General features: G+C 69.9%; 4 protein-coding genes. All 4 read right to left on the minus strand.

Annotation, left to right across the window (positions count from 1 at the left end; all coding sequences use genetic code 11):
• Positions 1-1943 (minus strand): condensation domain-containing protein (locus ACIP6U_RS34695; protein ID WP_401726201.1); only part of this gene is annotated, 1943 nt, incomplete at its 3' end.
• Positions 1940-15796: an amino acid adenylation domain-containing protein gene (locus ACIP6U_RS34700; protein WP_401726203.1), complete on the minus strand. Its 13857-nt coding sequence runs from the start codon at positions 15794-15796 to the stop codon at positions 1940-1942. The genes ACIP6U_RS34700 and ACIP6U_RS34695, both read right to left, overlap by 4 nt.
• Positions 15797-16059: 263 nt before the next feature.
• Positions 16060-17268, minus strand: a complete 1209-nt coding sequence (locus ACIP6U_RS34705) for a sensor histidine kinase (RefSeq protein ID WP_401726204.1) — start codon at positions 17266-17268, stop codon at positions 16060-16062.
• Between the two features lie 79 nt (positions 17269-17347).
• Positions 17348-18001, minus strand: a complete 654-nt coding sequence (locus tag ACIP6U_RS34710) for a response regulator transcription factor (RefSeq protein WP_401726206.1) — start codon at positions 17999-18001, stop codon at positions 17348-17350.
• Positions 18002-18029: the final 28 nt, after the last annotated feature.

Consider the following 18029-nt stretch of genomic DNA (forward strand, 5'->3'; position numbering starts at 1 on the left):
AGCGTCGCCACACCAGGACCCGCGCCCAGGGCGGGCGCCATCGCCTGGACGAGGTTCACCACACCGCGATGGGCGACCGCGACACCCTTGGGACGGCCCGTCGAGCCCGACGTGTAGATGACATAGGCCAGTTGACCGGCTTCTGCGACTCCAGGGAGATCCTCGTCCCCGGTCTCAGCCGGCACCTCTTCAAGCAGAACGACACGGGCCGGTCCGGCCGGCACCCGGGCAAGAGTCTCCGCCGTGGCCAGCACCACACCCGCACCACTGTCCTCCACCATGAACCGCAACCGGTCCGCGGGATAGCCAGCATCCAGCGGCACGAAGGCACCACCCGCCTTCCACACCGCCAACTCACCAACCACCATGTCCACACCACGCGGCAGGCACAGACCCACCACCCGCTCACGGCCCACCCCGGCACCCACCAGGAACCGCGCCAGCCGATCCGACCGCTCATCCAACTCCGCATACGACAACACCTCGTTGCCGCAACGAACCGCCACCGCCCCAGGCGTCGCCCGCACACGAGAACCAAACAGATCCAGCAGCGAACCCCCGACCACGGGTCGCCGCGTGTCGTTGAACTCCCCCACCACAGACGCCAGTTCGCTCACCTCCGTCACCCCGACGGAGGCAACCCGCGCCGAAGGATCAGCGACGACCTGCTCCAACACCCGCACCAACCGCCGCCCCACAGCACCCGCCTCCGCCCGGGAGAACAGATCCGGCCGATACGTGACATGGAACTGGAGAGAGTCGCCGGGCAGAACACCGAGAGTGAGCGGGTAGTTGGTCGACTGGTGTCCATCAAGAATCGTGATGGAGAGAGACTCCGGACCTGGCGCGTCGACGGACACATGGGGGTAGCTCTCGAAGACCACAAGGGTGTCGAAGACGCTTCCGACGCCCGTGAGTTTCTGGATCTCGGCCAGGCCCAGGTGCTGGTGGGACATGAGCCGCGTCTGTCGATCCTGGAGGTCGGTCAGCGTCTCCAGGACCGACCGTGCGCCGTCCAACCGCACCCGCACTGGAAGCGTGTTGATGAACAAGCCGATCATCGACTCCACACCCGGCAACTCCGGAGGCCGACCGGCCACCGTCGCCCCGAAGACGACGTCCTCCCGCCCCGCCAACCGCGCCAACACCAACGCCCACGCACCCTGCACCACCGTGTTCACCGTCAGACCATGCGCGCGTGCCAACTCGCCGACAGCAGAACTGGTTTGAGCGCCGACGTCGACCGTCACCTCGTCCGGCAGTACGGCGATCCGGGTGGCATCGGAGGGGGCGACGAGGGTCGACTCGTCGGTGCCGGCCAGTTCCGTGCGCCAGGCCGCCCGCGCGGCTTCCTTGTCCTGGTGGTCGAGCCAAGCCAGGTACTCGCCGTACGAATGCGCTCGTCCGAGTCCGGTGGTGGCACCGTCGGCGGCGTAGATCGCGGACAGTTCGCTCATCAGGACGGGCATCGACCAGCCGTCCATGAGGATGTGATGGGTCGTCATGATCAGGCGGTGGCGTTCGTCGGCCAGCTTGATCAGGACCAGGCGCAGCAGCGGGGGCACGGCGAGGTCGAGTCGCCGGGCCCGTTCCGATGCGGCGAGCTCCTCAAGCCTTGCCGCGGCCTCGGACTCGGACAGGCCGGAGAGGTCCGCCTCGTGCCAGGGCAGGGCGGCCTCGCGCATGATGAGCTGCACCGGCTCGCCCGAGGCCCGGCGGTGGAAGCCGGCCCGCAGAGTCGCGTGACGCCTGACCAACGCCTCCCATGACGCCCGGAACCGCGCCGTGTCGAGAGGGCCGTCGACGGCCAGCACGAACTGCACACCGTAGATGTCCAGCCCTCGGTCGTCGTAGCCGGCGTGGAACAGCAGCCCCTCCTGCAACGGCGAGAGAGGCCACACCTCGGCGAGCGCCGACCCTTGGGTGCCACGGGTTGATGTCACTGGGACAGCCCTCCTTCGAGGTGTGCGGCGATCGCTTCGAACTCGTCGACCTCGTCCTGCGCGAGGTCCAGGAGGCCGAAGTCGGAGGGGGTGTGCCCGCCGGCGGCAGGAACGTCCGTCCGCGCGGCGAGGCCGGAGAGCAGGTCCACCCAGGCCCGGCCCAGCGCCTCCACTTCGGCTTCGGTGAGCATCCGTTCCGGCCAGCTCAGGCTCAGAGTCAGCTCCGGCCCCCGGGCGGTGTCGCGGATGACGGCACCGGCACCCAGCGTGTACGCCGCCGGCATGTCGGGGTCGGCGGAACCGCCCACCGCGCTCTCCCCCGCCAGTTGCCAGGGCCGAGCCGGACCCGCGTCCGCCGAAGCCGCGGCAAACCGACCCAGGTAGTTGAAGCCGATCTGCGCCCGCGGTGCGGCGCCAAGGACGGCTTCCGTCTCCGGGTTGAGGTGGCGCAGCAGTTCGTAGCCCATCCCGTCACCGGGCACGGCACGGACCTGCTCCTTGACCACCTTCACCAGGTCGCCGGCCGCGGCACCTCCTCCGGCCGCGTCCGCCAGATCGATGCCGGTCACGTCGACCCGTATCGGCTGCACACTCGTGAACCAGCCCACCGTCCGTGACAGATCCACGTCACCGACCGGCTCGCGACCGTGACCCTCTACATCCACCAGAACGCTTGCCGCATCCGGCCGCCACCGGCCTACCGCCCCGGCCAACGTCGACAACAACACCTCGTGCACACCGCAGTGGAACGCCGCAGGCGTACGCCCTGCGAGCGTCGCCGCCTGCCCGGCGGGTACCACCCACTCACGGCGCCGCAACGTACGGGCCACGTCTACAGCCGGATCCAACGGGCGATGGCCCAAGGTGGGATCTGCTTGCCCCAACGCCCTTAGCCAGCCGTCGAGTTCAGCAACCCGCTCGGGGCTGACGGCCTGCTCGGCGAGAACCTCGGCCCAGCGGCGGAACGACGTGCCCACCGGATCGAGCACCACCTCACGCCCTGCCACCAGAGCCTCGTACGCGCCCTCCAGATCCGGCAGCAGAATCCGCCACGAGACTCCGTCCACCGCCAAGTGGTGCACCACCAACACCAGTCGACCCACCCGACCAGCACCGGCATCCACCCACACCACCTGAACCATGACCCCGGCCGCAGGATCCAGCCGCCCCACCGCCTCACGGGCCGCACGCCCCGTCACCGCGTCCAGATCCTCGGCGGCAGCCGCATCAACCCGGGTAATCAAGCCCGCCGCATCCACCGAACCCGGCTCGCCCACCACCAGCTTCAACTCGTCCCCGACCACCCGGGCCCGCAACATGTCGTGACCGTCCAGCAGCGCACCCACAGCCCGGCCCAGCACCGCCAGGTCCAGATCCGCCGGGGCCCCGACGGCCATCCACTGTGCGAACGCCGGGCCCACCACACGCTCGCCGAGCACCCGCATGACGGGGGTCCAGGGCACCTCGCCCACACCCACGTCGGCTGCAAGTGCACTACTGGGAGCGCCTGTTGCGGCAATCGTCTCCGCGAGCCGCTCGACGGTCTTCTCCTCGAAGATCTGCCGGGGAGTGACCACCAGACCGGCCTTACGAGCACGCGACGCCAACTGCATCGACATGATCGAGTCCCCGCCCAACTCGAAGAAGCTGTCGTCCGCGCCGACCCGCTCAAGCCCCAGGGACTCGGCGAACAGCACGCACAGCAACTCCTCCAACTCACCCACAGGCGCACGCCCCACGGCCCGTTCCGCGAAGTCGGGAGCGGGCAACGCGGCCCGGTCCACCTTGCCGTTCGACGTCAACGGCAGGGTGTCCAGGACGACCACCACCGCCGGCACCATGTACTCCGGCAACGTCTTCGCGACGTGCTCGCGCACCGCACCACCGTTCAGCTCCGGACCGCTCCGGGCCACGTAGCCGATGAGGCGGCGCGGGCCCGGTCGTTCCTCCTGGACGAGAGCAACGGCTTGCGCGACCCCGGGGCTGTCGGTGAGCGCGGCTTCGATCTCACCCAGTTCGATGCGGTGACCGCGGACCTTGACCTGGTGGTCCACGCGGCCGACGAAGAGCAACTGACCGTCGTCGGTCCAGCGGACCACGTCCCCGGTGCGGTACATCCGCTCGCCCGGCGTGAACGGGGAGGCGACGAAGCGGTTCGCCGTGAGCCCCGCCCGCTCCAGGTAGCCACGCGCGAGGCCGGCGCCCGCGATGTACAACTCTCCTGCCACACCAGGCGGTACGGGCTGGAGGAAGGAGTCAAGGACGTACACGCGGGTGTTGTCGATGGGCCGGCCGATCGGCGGTGTCCCGGCTCCGCTCAGTGGACGGCTCACGGTCGAGGCGACCGTCGCCTCGGTGAGGCCGTACTCGTTGACCAGCTCACGCCCCCGCGACAGACGGCGCCGCAGGTCTTCGGATCCGGGCTCGCCGCCGATGACGACGGAGCGCAGTTCGGGCAGTAGCTCTGTCTGCAACTGCGCGAGCACGGTGGGGGTCGCGGCGACGTGGGTGACGCGGTGGTGGCGCATCAGGTCGGTCAGTTCGTCGCCGGAGGTGTCGTGCAGTCGTTCCGGGGCGAGCACGAGCCGACCCCCGGCGCACAGAACGGGCCAGATGTCGGCCATGGAGACGTCGAAGCTCGGTGAGACGAGCTGGAACACCCCGCTGTCCGCCCCGATCCGGTAGCGGCGGACGCGGTCCGCGACGAGGTTGCTCAGCCCGGCGTGGGGGACGACGACGCCCTTGGGAGTCCCCGTGGAACCGGACGTATAGATCACATACGCCGCATGATCCGGCCGCAACCCAGCCAACCGCTCCCCATCAGTAACCGGAGCACCGGGCAGACCAGCCAACTGGGCCTGCACCGCCGGATCATCCAGCACCACCACCCGACCCGCGAACCCCGCCGGCACCACACCCCGCGTCCCCGACGTGCACACCACCACCGACGGATCCGCATCCCCCAACACAAAGGACACCCGCTCCGCCGGATAACCCACATCCACCGGAACAAAACAACCACCCGCCATCGACACACCCAGCAACGACACCACCATCGCCACCGACCGCTCCACCACCACCCCCACCCGAGACTCAGGCCCCACACCCAACCCCACCAACAAACGACCCAACCGAGCCGCCTCCACCTCCAACTCCCCATACGACAACACCTCGTTACCACCCACCACAGCCACCGCATCCCGCGACACCGCCACCCGAGCAGCAAACAACTCCGGCAACACCCCAGGCACCCACGGCACTGCCGTACGGTTCCATCCATCCACCACCAGCTCACGACCAGCCGCACCCACCACACCCACCCGCCCCACCAACCGGGACGAGTCCGCGACGAACTGCTCCAACACCCCAACGAACGACGCCAACACCTCACCCGCCCGCGCCCGACCCAACACATCCGGCCGGTAGACGAGTTCGGCGTGAAGACGTGAGTGGCCCGGATCCACGACAAGGCTCAGGGGGTAGTGACCCGCGTCGAGCGGGATGCCGGCGGACCGCATGGTGATGGCATCAGGCCCGGTCGAGGGCTCGCTGGTGGCGCGCGGGTAGTTCTCGTACACCACCAACGTGTCGAAGGACGCCCCCTCACCCACCCACTGATTGATCTCCTGCAACCCCACATGCTGATGCGACATCAACGCAGACTGACGCTCCTGAAGATCCGCCAGCAGATCGAGCAAGGACTGAGCGCCGTCCAAACGCACCCGCACCGGCAGCGTGTTGATGAACAGACCGATCATCGACTCCACCCCCGGCAACTCCGGAGGCCGACCAGCGACCGTCGCCCCGAAGACGACGTCCTCCCGCCCGGCCAGTCGCGCAAGCACCAACGCCCACGCACCCTGCACCACCGTGTTCACCGTCAGACCATGCGCCCGAGCCACCTCCACCAGCCCCCGCGACAGCTCCTCCTCCAGCGAGAACCGCACCCGCTCCGGCACCACCACCGACCGCACCGACTCCGCCGACACCACCAACGTCGGCCCGTCGACACCCGCCAACTCCTCCTGCCACGCCACCCGCGCGGCCCCCTTGTCCTGCACCGCCAGCCACGCCAGATACTCCCGATACGACCCCACCGCAGGCAGCCCACGCCCACTGCCACCCGCCGCATACGCCGCCGACACCTCACCCACCAACACCGGCAACGACCACCCATCCAGCACGATGTGATGACTCGTGATCACCAGGCGGTGCTGGTCATGGGCGACCCGGATCAGCAGCAGCCTGAGCATCGGCGGCCTGGTCAGATCGAAGTGTTCGGCTTGCTCGAAGGCGGCCAGGCGTCGTATCTCGGCCGTCGCTTCGGTTTCGGTCAGCATGGAGACGTCGGCCTCGGTCCAGGGGACTACCGCCAGGCCCGACACCGCTTGGACAGCGCCGCCCGACACCGCCACACCCGAATGAAAACTCGCCCTCAACACCGGATGCCGCTCAACCACCACCCCCCACGCCGACCGCAACCGGGCCACATCCAGAGGCCCTTCAACAATCAGCGAACGCTGCCCCTCATACACATCAGGACCGTCCTGATCAAAAGCAGCGTGGAACAGCAGCCCCTCCTGCAACGGCGACAACGGCCACACATCCACCAAGTCCGAAACCGCAGCCTCAAGCTCCGCCACACCCACCTGCGAAACCTCCACCAACGGGAAGTCCGACGGCGTATGACCACCCGCACCGGCGGCCTCGGAGTGTGCGGCCAAGCCCGTCAGCATCCGCACCCAGGTCTCACCCAGTGCCGCCGCCTCGACGTCGGACAGGACTCCTACCGGCCAACTCAGCGTCAGGGTCAGCTCGGGACCATCGGCGGTGTCGCGTACGACGGCCCGTACCTCCAGTACGTGGGCGACCGGCATGTCGGGATTGGAGGAACCGGCGACAGCCGTCTCTCCCGCCATCTCCCACGCCCCCACCGACTCCCTGTCGGTGCCGGTGCCGGCCGTGAATCGGCCCAGGTAGTTGAAGCCGATCTGCGGAGCCGGTGCGTCGGCCAGGACAGCCGCCGTCTCCGGGTTGAGGTGACGGAGCAGGCCGAACCCGAGTCCGTCGCCGGGAACGGCGCGAGACTGCTCCTTGACCGCCTTCACCAGGTTGCCGGCCGCGAGGCCTCCCGCGGCGGCGTCCGCCAGATCGACTCCTGTGACGTCGAGCCGTACAGGATGGATCTTCGTGAACCACCCCACCGTGCGCGACAGATCGAGACTCCCGACCGGCTCGCGGCCATGTCCTTCCACATCCACCAGCAGGTCCGCGGCCTCCGGTCGCCACCGGCCCACCGCCCCGGCCAGCGTCGACAGCAACACCTCGTGCACACCGCAGTGGAACGCCACTGGAGTCCGGCCCACCAACGTCGCCGCCGTGTCGGCGGGCACCACCCACTCCCGGCGCCGCAACGTGCCGGCCACATCCACCACCGGATCCAGCGACCGACGGCCCAGTGCCGGGCGCTCTTCGCCCAACACCCGCAACCAGCCGTCGAGTTCGGCGACCCGCTCGGGGCTGACGGCCTGCTCGGCGAGTGCCCCGGCCCAGCGGCGGAACGACGTCCCCACCGGATCGAGCACCACCTCACGCCCTGCCACCAGAGCCTCGTACGCGCCCTCCAGATCCGGCAGCAGAATCCGCCACGAGACTCCGTCCACCGCCAAGTGGTGCACCACCAACACCAGTCGACCCACCCGACCAGCACCGGCATCCACCCACACCACCTGAACCATGACCCCGGCCGCGGGATCCAGCCGCCCCACCGCCTCACGAGCGACACGCCCCGCCACCGCGTCCAGATCCTCAGCAGCAGCCGCATCAACCCGAGTGATCAAGCCCGCCGCATCCACCGAACCCGGCTCACCTACCAGCAGCTTCAAGTCATCGCCGGCCACCCGCGCCCGCAACATGCCGTGACCGTCGACCACCGCACCCACAGCCCGGCCCAGCACCGACAGGTCCAGGTCCGCCGGTGCACCGGCCACCACCCACTGGGTGAAGTGCGGTCCGACGATCCGTTCGCCCAGGGCGCGCATGACAGGCGTCCAGGGCACCTCGCCCACACCTGCGTCTCCCGTGGGCTCACCGTCACCAGTGGTGAGAGACTCCGCGACGGTCGCCAGCCGCTCGACGGTCTTCTCCTCGAAGACCTGCCGGGGTGTGATGACCAGACCCGCGCGGCGTGCCCTCGACGCCAGCTGCATCGACATGATCGAGTCGCCGCCCAACTCGAAGAACCCGTCGTCGGCGCCCACCCGCTCCAGCCCGAGGATCTCGGCGAACAGGCCGGACAGCAGGTCCTCGACGGGGCCCACCGGCGTCCGCCCGGACACCTGGCTCGCGAAGTCCGGCACGGGCAGAGCCGCGCGGTCCACCTTCCCGTTCACGGTCAGCGGCAAGGCGTCCAGGACGACCAGCAGCGCCGGGACCATGTACTCCGGCAGGGCTTGGGCCGCATATCCACGTACCTCCGCCGGCTCGATGTCCGGGTCCTCGGGGACCAGGTAGCCGACGAGCCGCTTCTCTCCGGGCCGGTCCTCCCAGGCCACGACCACGGCCTGGCCCACGGACGGATGAGCGGTCAACACCGCTTCCACCTCGCCGAGTTCCACCCGGAAGCCGCGCACCTTCACCTGCGCGTCCGCCCGGCCGACGAAGACCAGCTCGCCGCCGGTGGTCCGGCGCACCTGGTCTCCGGTGCGGTACATGCGCTCGCCGGGGACGAACGGGCAGGCCACATAGCGTTCCGCGGTCAGCACCCCGCGCCCCAGGTAGCCGCGCGCGACCCCCGCGCCGGCGACGTACAACTCCCCGGGCACACCGGCGGGAACCGGTCGCAGGAAGGTGTCCAGGACGAAGGCGCGCATGTTGTCCAGCGGACGTCCGATGGGCATGGCCGGCGGCACCGGTGCCATCGGGTCCAGGCGGTGGGAGGTGGCGAAGGTCGTGGTCTCGGTGGGGCCGTAGCCGTCCACGACGGCCAGATCGGGGCAGGCCTCGCGCACCCGTCGGACCGCGTCGGACCGCACGGCGTCTCCTCCGGTCCACACCTCGCGCAGCCCTCGCAAGCAGCCGGGATCGTCCTGGGCGAACAGGTGGAACAGGGCGGCGGTGAGCCACATCGCGGTGATCCCGTACCGGTCGATCCACTCGCGTGCGAGCGCCGGGGTGAGGACGCCGGGCGGGGCGATCACCGCGCGTCCGCCGTTGAGGACGGGTATCCACAGTTCGTATGTGGAGGCGTCGAAGGTCTGCGCGGAATGGATCAGGACGGTCTCGTGCCCGTGGGCGAATCGGCGGTCGTGTGCGAGGGCCACCACATCGCCGTGCGTGACCACAACTCCCTTGGGAACGCCGGTCGATCCGGACGTGTACATCACGTACGCCGCGTCCTGAGCCGTCAGGCGTATGTCACCGGTTCCGGTTCGGGTGATCGTGTCGGTTTCCGTGAGCAGCGTTGCGGCCGGTACGAAGTCCACGTCCGCGTGGGTGTACGCGTCCGCCGGGTCCGTCTCCGTCACGGTCAGGACCGTGTCCCGGAGCATCAGCCGCAGGCGCTGCTCCGGCCAGTCCGGGTCCACGGGTACGTAGGCCGCCCCCGCCTCAAGGATGCCCAGCACCACGGCCATGAAGGCGGGTGAGCGCTCCAGTGCCACCCCGACCAGGTCGCCGCGGCGCACCCCTCGCGCGGTGAGTCCGCGGGCCACCCGCTGTGCCGTCGTGGCGAGTTCCGCGTACGTCCAGTCGCGGTCGGTGCCGGTCACGGCCACCGCGTCCGGGGTTTCCGCCGCTCGCGCGCGGAACAGCTCCGGCAGGGAGTCCGAGGGGACCGGCCGGGCCGTGGTGTTCAACTCCCCGGTGAGCGTGTGCCGTTCGTCGTCGTCCATGAGCGTGAGGCGGCCGACGGGTGCGTCCGGGTGGGCGGCGAGTTGTTCCAGAGCGTGCAGGAAGCGGTCGAGCAGGGCGGTCGCGCCGGGGTGGTCGAGGACGTCCGTCCAGTAGGTGAGGCGTGCGCGGAGTCCGTCGAGCGGGTCCACCACCAGGCCGAGCGGGTAGTTGACCGACTCGCGCATCCAGGCCTCGGTGAGGGACACGCCGTCGGGGGCCTGTCCGTCGGTGCCCGTGGCCGTGGTGGGGTTCATGCGGGAGGGGTAGTTCTCGAAGGCCAGCAGCGTGTCGAAGACGGCGCCCGGTCCGGCGAGGCGGTGGATCTCGCTGAGGCGGAGAGTCTGGTGGTCGAGCAGGGCCGACTGGTGCGCCTGGAGGGCGGCAAGGGTGTCGGCGACGGTGTGTCGCGGGTCGAGGCGCACGCGTACCGGGACGGTGTTGATGAACAGGCCGAGCATGGTCTGCATGCCCGGCAGGTCGGCGGGCCGGCCCGCCACGGAGGCGCCGAAGACCACGTCGTCGCGGCCGGTCAACTGGCCGACCACCAGAGCCCACGCGGTCTGGACGACGGTGTTCAGCGTCACGCCCCGGCCACGGGTCAACTCGCCGAGGGATGCGACGAGGCGGTACGAGGCCTTGCGGGACACGGTCTCGGACGTGGCACCCGGGTCGCGGTCCGCGGGTGCGATCCGGGTGGGCTCCTCGAGTCCGGCCAGTTCCGCGCGCCATGCCTCCCGGGCCGCCTCCTCGTCCTGCCCGGCCAGCCAGGACAGATAGGTCCGCTCGGAGGTCACCGCGGGCAGGTCCGCCGCGCTGCCGCCCGCCGCGTAGCAGGCCCACAGCTCCCGGCGCAGCACGGGCAGGGACCAGCCGTCGAGCACCAGGTGATGCAGCGTCACCAGCATGCGGTGGCGGTCGAGTCCCGTTCTGACCAGGAGCACCTTCAGCAGCGGCGGCCGTGTCACGTCGAAGCGGCGGGCACGTTCCTCGATCGCGAGACGCTCCGACTCCGCCCAGGCGTCGGCCTCGTCCCGTCCGGAGAGGTCCTCCTGTCGCCAGGGCAGCACGGCCTCGTCCACCACGACCCGCACCGGGCGCTCCAACCCGGCGACCTGCCGGAATCCGGCCCGCAGGCTCGGGTGCCGGCCCAGCAGGACCTGCCAGGAGGCCCGCAGGACCTCGGCGTCCAGTGGGCCGTCGAGCCCGAGGACCATCTGCTCGACGTAGACGTCCGCGGCCTGCTCGTCGTACAGGGCATGGAACAGCAGGCCCTCTTGAAGCGGCGCGAGCGGCCAGACGTCGGTGAGCCCTTCGACGTCGGACTCCAGCGCCTCGACCTGATGCTGCCCGAGTGCGACCAGCGGGAAGTCGGACGGGGTACGGCCACCGCCGCCGGAGCGGGTCACATGCGCGGCCAGACCGGCCAGCATCGCCGCCCAGCCGTCCGCCAGGGCGCGTGCCGCCGCTTCGTCGAGCAGCCGTCCCGGCGCGGCGACGGTGAGAGTGAGTTCGGGCCCGTCGGCGCGGTCGTGCACCTCGCCGAGCGCCTCGACCGCGTGCATCACGGGAAACTCCCCGTCGGAACCCGCGGTGAGCGCGATTTCACCGGTCGGCGTCCAGGCGGTCGCAACGGAGGACGCCTGTGCCTGTGCGGGTGTTCCCGTGTCGGTCTGCGTGGCTGCTGTGGAACGGCCCAGGTAGTTGAAGCCGATCTGGGCCGACGGCAGCTCCGCCAGTACGGCCGCGGTCTCGGGGTTGACGTACCGGAGCAGGCCGTGGCCGAGGCCGTCGCCGGGTATCGCCCGCAGCTGCTCCTTGACCCGCTTGAGCGCCCGTCCGGCCGCCGGACCGCCCGACCGCAGCTCGGCCGGATCGGTCGTGCCGAGGTCGAGCCGGATCGGATGCACACCGGTGAACCATCCGACCGTGCGCGACAGATCCATCCCCTCGGTCAGCGGCTCCCGCCCGTGGCCCTCGACGTCCACCAGCAGTCCGCCGTCCTCCGGCGCACCACGCCACTCGGCGACGGCCGCGCCCAACGCGGTCAGCAGCACGTCGTCGACGCCGGTGTGGAAGGCGGTCGGTACGGCGGTCAGCAGCGCGGTCGTCACCTCGGCCGGCACGGTCGCGGAGACCCGCCGTACGGTGTTGACGAGATCGCGGCCGGGGTCGACGGGCCGCTCGGTGAGGAGCGGCTCCGCCGTGCCGAGCAGCCGCGTCCACTCCGACAGTTCCGCCGACCGGGCCTCCCCAGCGGCCTGTTCCGTCAGCCGGCGCGCCCAGTGCCGGAACGACGTGGGCACCGGTGTCGGCACGGGCTCGCGTCCGGCCGCCAACTCCGCGTAGGCATGGGCGAGATCGGGCAGCAGCACACGCCAGGACACGGAGTCCACCACGAGATGGTGCGCGGTCAGCAGCAGGCGCCCGGGAGCATCCGGCCCGCAGTCGAGCCACACCACCTGCGCGACGGTTCCGGAGAGCGGGTCCAACCGGCTTACGGCCTTTCGTATCTGACTTGCCATCAGGTACGTCAGGTCGGCAGGTGTCGCTTCGACACGGCGCACCCACTCAGCGGCCGACACCGCGCCCGGTTCGACCACGACCAGCCGCTGCGGATCGGTCTCCAGCCGGGCACGGAGTACGTCGTGGTGGTCCACCATCGCCTGGACCGCGCGGACCAGCGTGTCGTACCGCAGGCCGGGCGGAGTGGACACCGCGCCGGACTGCACGACCCCGCTCAGCCGGTCGAGGCCGACCCGGTCGATCAGTTCCCGCATGACCGGGGTCAGCGGTATCTCGCCCACACCGGGGTCCCCGCCGCCCACGTGCACGTCCGGCGCGAGGACGGCAATGGCGGCCAGAGACGTCGGCGTACGGCGCTCGAACACCTGCCGGGCGGTGATGGCCACCCCGGCCCGCTGAGCCGCCGACACCAGCATCATCGACATGATCGAGTCCCCACCCAACTCGAAGAACCCGTCGTCCGCACCCACCCGCTCCAGCCCGAGGATCTCGGCGAACAGCGCGCAGAGCAGTTCCTCGACCACACCCTGCGGCGCACGACCGACGGCACCTCCCTCACCGCGATCGGGAGCGGGCAGGGCGGCCCGGTCGACCTTGCCGTTGACGGTGAGGGGCAGTGCGTCCAACGACACGAAGGCCGCCGGCACCATGTAGTCGGGCAACCGCTGGGCGGCGAACGCCCGCAGATCCCCGCCGGACGGCACTGCACCGCCGACCTCGACCACATACGCGACGAGTTGTTTGTCGCCGGGGCCGTCCTCACGTGCGACGACCGCGGCTTGGGCAACGGACGGGTGCGCGGTCAACACGGCCTCGATCTCGCCGAGTTCGATACGGAAACCCCGCACCTTCACCTGCGCATCCGCGCGGCCGATGAACGACAGCTCACCGTCGGCGTTCCAGCGGGCCAGATCCCCCGAGCGATACATGCGCCCGCCGTCCGCGAACGGGCAGGCCACAAACCGCTCCGACGTCAGATCGGCACGCGCGATATAACCGCGGGCCAGACCCGCACCCGTCACATACACCTCACCCGTGATCCCCGGCGGCACCGGGCGCAGGAAGGAATCCAGCACGAACACACGGGAGTTGGACAACGGACGACCGATAGCCGGTGCCTCAGCGGAAGACGTGAGGGTCCCGGCCACTGCACCGGCCGTGACCATGACCGTGGCCTCGGTGGGGCCATAGGTGTTCCAAATCTTCGCCGTGGGCGCCCACTTGGCGGCCAGATCGGCACTGAGGCGCTCCGCACCCAGCACCCAGGTCTTCATGCCGGAGACCTGCTCGGGGTCGAGGACTCCCAGCAGGGACGGCACGACACTGGCCGTGCTCACCCCGTGCGCGGCGATCATCCCGGCCAACGCACCAGGCTCCGACCGCTCCTCGCTGGTGGCGATCGCCAGCGTGCCACCCGAACCCAGCACGACGGCCACATCCAGAATCGCCGCATCAAAACTGAACGACGCGAACTGCAACGTCACCACACCAGGACCCGCGCCCAGGGCGGGCGCCATCGCCTGGACGAGGTTCACCACACCACGATGAGCGACCGCCACACCCTTGGGACGACCCATCGAGCCCGACGTATAGATGACATAGGCCAGTTGACCCGGATCCGTCACACCCGGCAGCGCACTCGCACGGGGTGCCTCAGGCACCTCTTCAAGCAGAACAACACGGGCCGGCCCGGCCGGCACCCGGGCGAGGATCTCGGCCGTGGCCAGCACCACACCCGCACCACTGTCCTCCACCATGAACCGCAACCGGTCCGCGGGATAGCCAGCATCCAGCGGCACGAAGGCACCACCCGCCTTCCACACCGCCAACTCACCAACCACCATGTCCACACCACGCGGCAGGCACAGACCCACCACCCGCTCACGGCCCACCCCCGCACCCACCAAGAACCGCGCCAGCCGATCCGACCGCTCATCCAACTCCGCATACGACAACACCTCGTTGCCGCAACGAACCGCCACCGCCCCAGGCATCGCCCGCACACGAGAACCAAACAGATCCAGCAGCGAGTCACCGACCACGGATTGCCACGTGTCGTTGAACTCCCCCACCACCAGCTCGCGTTCACGCTCCGCCAACGTCTCGACCCGGCCCACCGGCGATGACGGGTCCGCCACGACGCGCTCGAGGAAATGCAGGAACGAGGCGTGGGCGGAGCGGAGCCACTGGGCGTCGTAGAGGGACGAGTTGGCCTCGAAGGTGACGCGCATTCCCTCGGCGTCCGACCAGCCGCTGACCAGGACGCCGAACTCCTCCACGCGTCGGCTGGACCGCTCGTGCACGACACCGCGGTGCTCGCCGAAGCGGAGGGTCTCGCCGATCGGCATGATGTTGACGTAGGGGCCGAACTGCCAACGGCTGCCCGTGGGCCAGCCGGCGCTGCGGCGGAGCCACTCGCCGCGGAAGCGCTGGTGCTCGACGGCTCCGTCGACCTCCCGCTCGGCACGGCGGGCGAGTTCCGCGAACGTCGTGTCGGCGGTCACGGGCAGGCGCAACGGGAGCACGTTGGCCGTCGTCACCGGGGTCCGTCGGGCCTGCGCGGTGGTGCGGACGGACACCGGGAGGCTGAGGAGCGCCTCGTCGGTGTCGGCGAGTCGGCTCGTGAAGGCGGCCACCGCCGCCACGACGAGGCGTGGCCAGCTGACGTCGGTGAGAGCGGCCGCCCGGTGCAGCGCCTCGACGGCGGCGGGAGGGAGGTGGCCGGTCTGTCGCAGCACTCCGTCGGAGCCGTCGGAGCGCCGTCCGGGGATGCTCGCGGGTTCGGGCCGGTCGGCGAAGTGGTCGGTCCAGTAGCGGAGATCGCCGCGGTACTCCTCGGAGGCGCGGTACGCGGATTCCTGGCGGCGCAGTTCGCGGAGGGGGGCGTGGCTGGGGGGCGGGCAGGTGTGGCCGGTCAGGAGGGCCGTGTAGATCTTCGCCACGCGGCGGCCGATCAGGGAGCAGCCGTAGGCGTCCATGAGGAGGTGGTTGTAGCGCTGGAACCAGCCGTACCGCTCGGGGGCGAGGCGGAGGAGGGTGTGGGAGAAGAGCCGGCTCTCGGTGGGGTCGCCGACCTGGTGCAGTTCGGCGCGTATCCACGCTTCGGCGGCTTCGTCGGGGGCGCTTTCCGCACTGAGATCCACGTGGCGCAGGGCCTCTTGGTGCAGCGGCTCGTGTCCCGCCCGTGTTTGCGGTTCGGCATTGAACCGTTGGGTGACCCGATCGCCGTCCGTCACGAGTTTCACGCGCAGGATCTCCGCCTCGGCGACGGCCTGCCGCACGGAGCGTTCGAAGAGATGCGGATCCACGGCCCCGGCGATTTCGACGTACTGGCCGACGTTGTAGAGCCGGCGCGATTCTTCCATGCGCTGCGCCAGCAGAATTCCCTCTTGAGAATCGAAGAGAGGCAGTTCGTAATCAGCCTGACCGTTCATCATTCCCCCGGGCCTGAAAATCCGAGCAGGGCGCGATTCGTGTTTCGCGGATGAGCAATCGATATCGGGTATCGACAACGGGCATGATCCAGCCCGCGTTCATGCTCTCACGGACATTTGATTGGCGACAGTGTGTGCGGATTCGGGACGGAGGAGTGTGTCCAACAAGCTGTTTTACTCAGTTGGACACATGAGAAAGCGCCCGGTCCGCGAGGGTTCGCGGGCCGGGCGCGTATGCCGGAAAGGGATTCTCCGGTTCAGGTCTCCTAGAGGCGGGCGACCACTTTGCGGACCGGGTGTTGGCCGATGCCGGTCGGCGGGGCTGGTACGCGTCCCGGGAAGTACGTCTCCATGACCAGGCCGCCTCCGGGGCGGGCGCGGGCGACGAGTTCGGCTCCGTGGGCGGCGACGATGGCGCGGACTATGGAGAGGCCGAGGCCGTGATGGCCGTCGTCCGGGGTGCGGGCGAGGCGTTGGAAGGGTTCCAGGAGCCGGTCGACCTGTTCGGGCGGGATGTCGTTGCCGGAGTTGGAGACGGAGACGAAGGGGCGGCCGGTGGGGTCGGTGCCGGTGGCGATCTCGACGCGGCCGACGGGCACGTTGTAGTCGATGGCGTTGTCGAGGAGGTTGGCGACCAGGCGCTGGATGAGGGCGGGGTCCCCGGAGATGCCGGTCGGCCGGATGTCGGTCTCCAGTGTCAGCCCGCGCCGGTCGATCTCCGCGTCGAAGGACAGCAGGACGTCCTCGGCGAGTGCGGCCAGGTCCAGTGGTTCGGGGTGTTCCACACCGCGTTCGCTGCTGGCGAGGGTGAGCAGTGACTCCAGCAGCCGGGCCTGCTGCCTGCTGATGACGAGCAGGCGGTCGAAGGTGGTCCGGAAGGTGTCGGTGTCGTCGTCCATGAGGGCTTCTTCGAGCAGCGCGTGTTCCAGGGTGAGCGGGGTGCGCAGTTCGTGAGCCGCGTTGGCGACGAAGCGTTTGTGGGACTCCAGAGCCGTCTGGAGCCGGCCCAGGAGCCCGTCGACGGTGTCGGCGAGGTCCTTGAGTTCGTCGGAGGGACCCTTGGCGTCGAGGCGTTCGTGGACGTTGCGCGCGGAGATCTGCCGGATCGTGGAGGTCATCGTGCGCAGGGGCCGCACGATACGGCCGGCCACGAGCCAGCTGAGCACGATGGAGATGCCGACCATCATCGCCAGGGAGATACCGGACTGCACCAGGAGGTGGTGCATCTCCAACGCGTGCTGCCGTACCGCCTGTTCGCGCAGTTCCCGGGCGACACCCTCGGCCCAGGGGGGAGGTGACTGGCCGGGCATGACCTCCATGCCGCCCCTGCCGCCGTCGGGCATGGGCAGCCCGCCGACGCCCTGGTTGAAGATGGTGATGTTGCCCTTGCGGCGGGAGACGAGGAAGTAGGTGATGGCGAGCAGGACGGCGCCGGAAGCGACGAAGAGCAGGCCGAACAGCACCGTCAGACGCATGCGGACGCGTCGGGGCAGGAGGCGTGCCGGGACGCCTGCGGTGATCGGACGGAGTGGGCTGGGCAGGCGCATCGGCATCTCAGATCCGGTAGCCGCCGCGGGGGACGGTCTCGATCAGGGGCGGTGACCCGAGCTTCGGCCGCAGCCGGTTCACGGTGGTCTTGACGGTGTTGGTGAAGGGGTCCGCGGCTTCGTCCCAGACGCGTTCGAGGAGTTCCTCCGCCGAGACGGGTCGGCCCTGTGCGGCCAGCAGGCATTCGAGCACCGCGAACTCCTTGGGCGTGAGCCGCAGTTGGCTGCCCGCGCGGGTGGCCACCCGGCGGGCCGGATCCAGCCGCAGGTCGCCGTGGACCAGGACGGGAGGCAGTGCCTGCTCGGGGCGCCGGGCGACGGCGCGGATCCGCGCGACCAACTCGGCGTAGGCGAAGGGCTTGGGCAGGTAGTCGTCCGCGCCGCGGGTGAGGCCCTCCACCCGGTCGGCGATCGTGGCGGACGCCGTCAGCATCAGGACGCGGGCCCGGTGCTCCTGTTCCACGAGCACGCCGCACACCGCGTCGCCGTGGACTTTCGGGAGGTCCCGGTCCAGTACGACGACGTCGTAGTCGACGACCGTCGCGCGCTCCAGTGCGTCGGCTCCGTCGTAGGAGACGTCGACCGCCATCCCTTCGCGACGCAGCACGCGTGCCACCGATTCCGCGAGTTCGGCATGGTCTTCGACGACGAGAACCCTCAACTCTTCACCCCCGGCGCGGCACTTCATG

Source organism: Streptomyces sp. NPDC088794, assembly GCF_044750545.1.
Taxonomy (GTDB): domain Bacteria; phylum Actinomycetota; class Actinomycetes; order Streptomycetales; family Streptomycetaceae; genus Streptomyces.

Excerpts from the sequence above, each read along its gene's own strand:
- ACIP6U_RS34700 (WP_401726203.1), bottom strand. The coding sequence starts at position 15,796 with ATGATGAACGGTCAGGCTGATTACGAACTGCCTCTCTTCGATTCTCAA.
- ACIP6U_RS34705 (WP_401726204.1), bottom strand. The coding sequence starts at position 17,268 with ATGCGTCTGACGGTGCTGTTCGGCCTGCTCTTCGTCGCTTCCGGCGCC.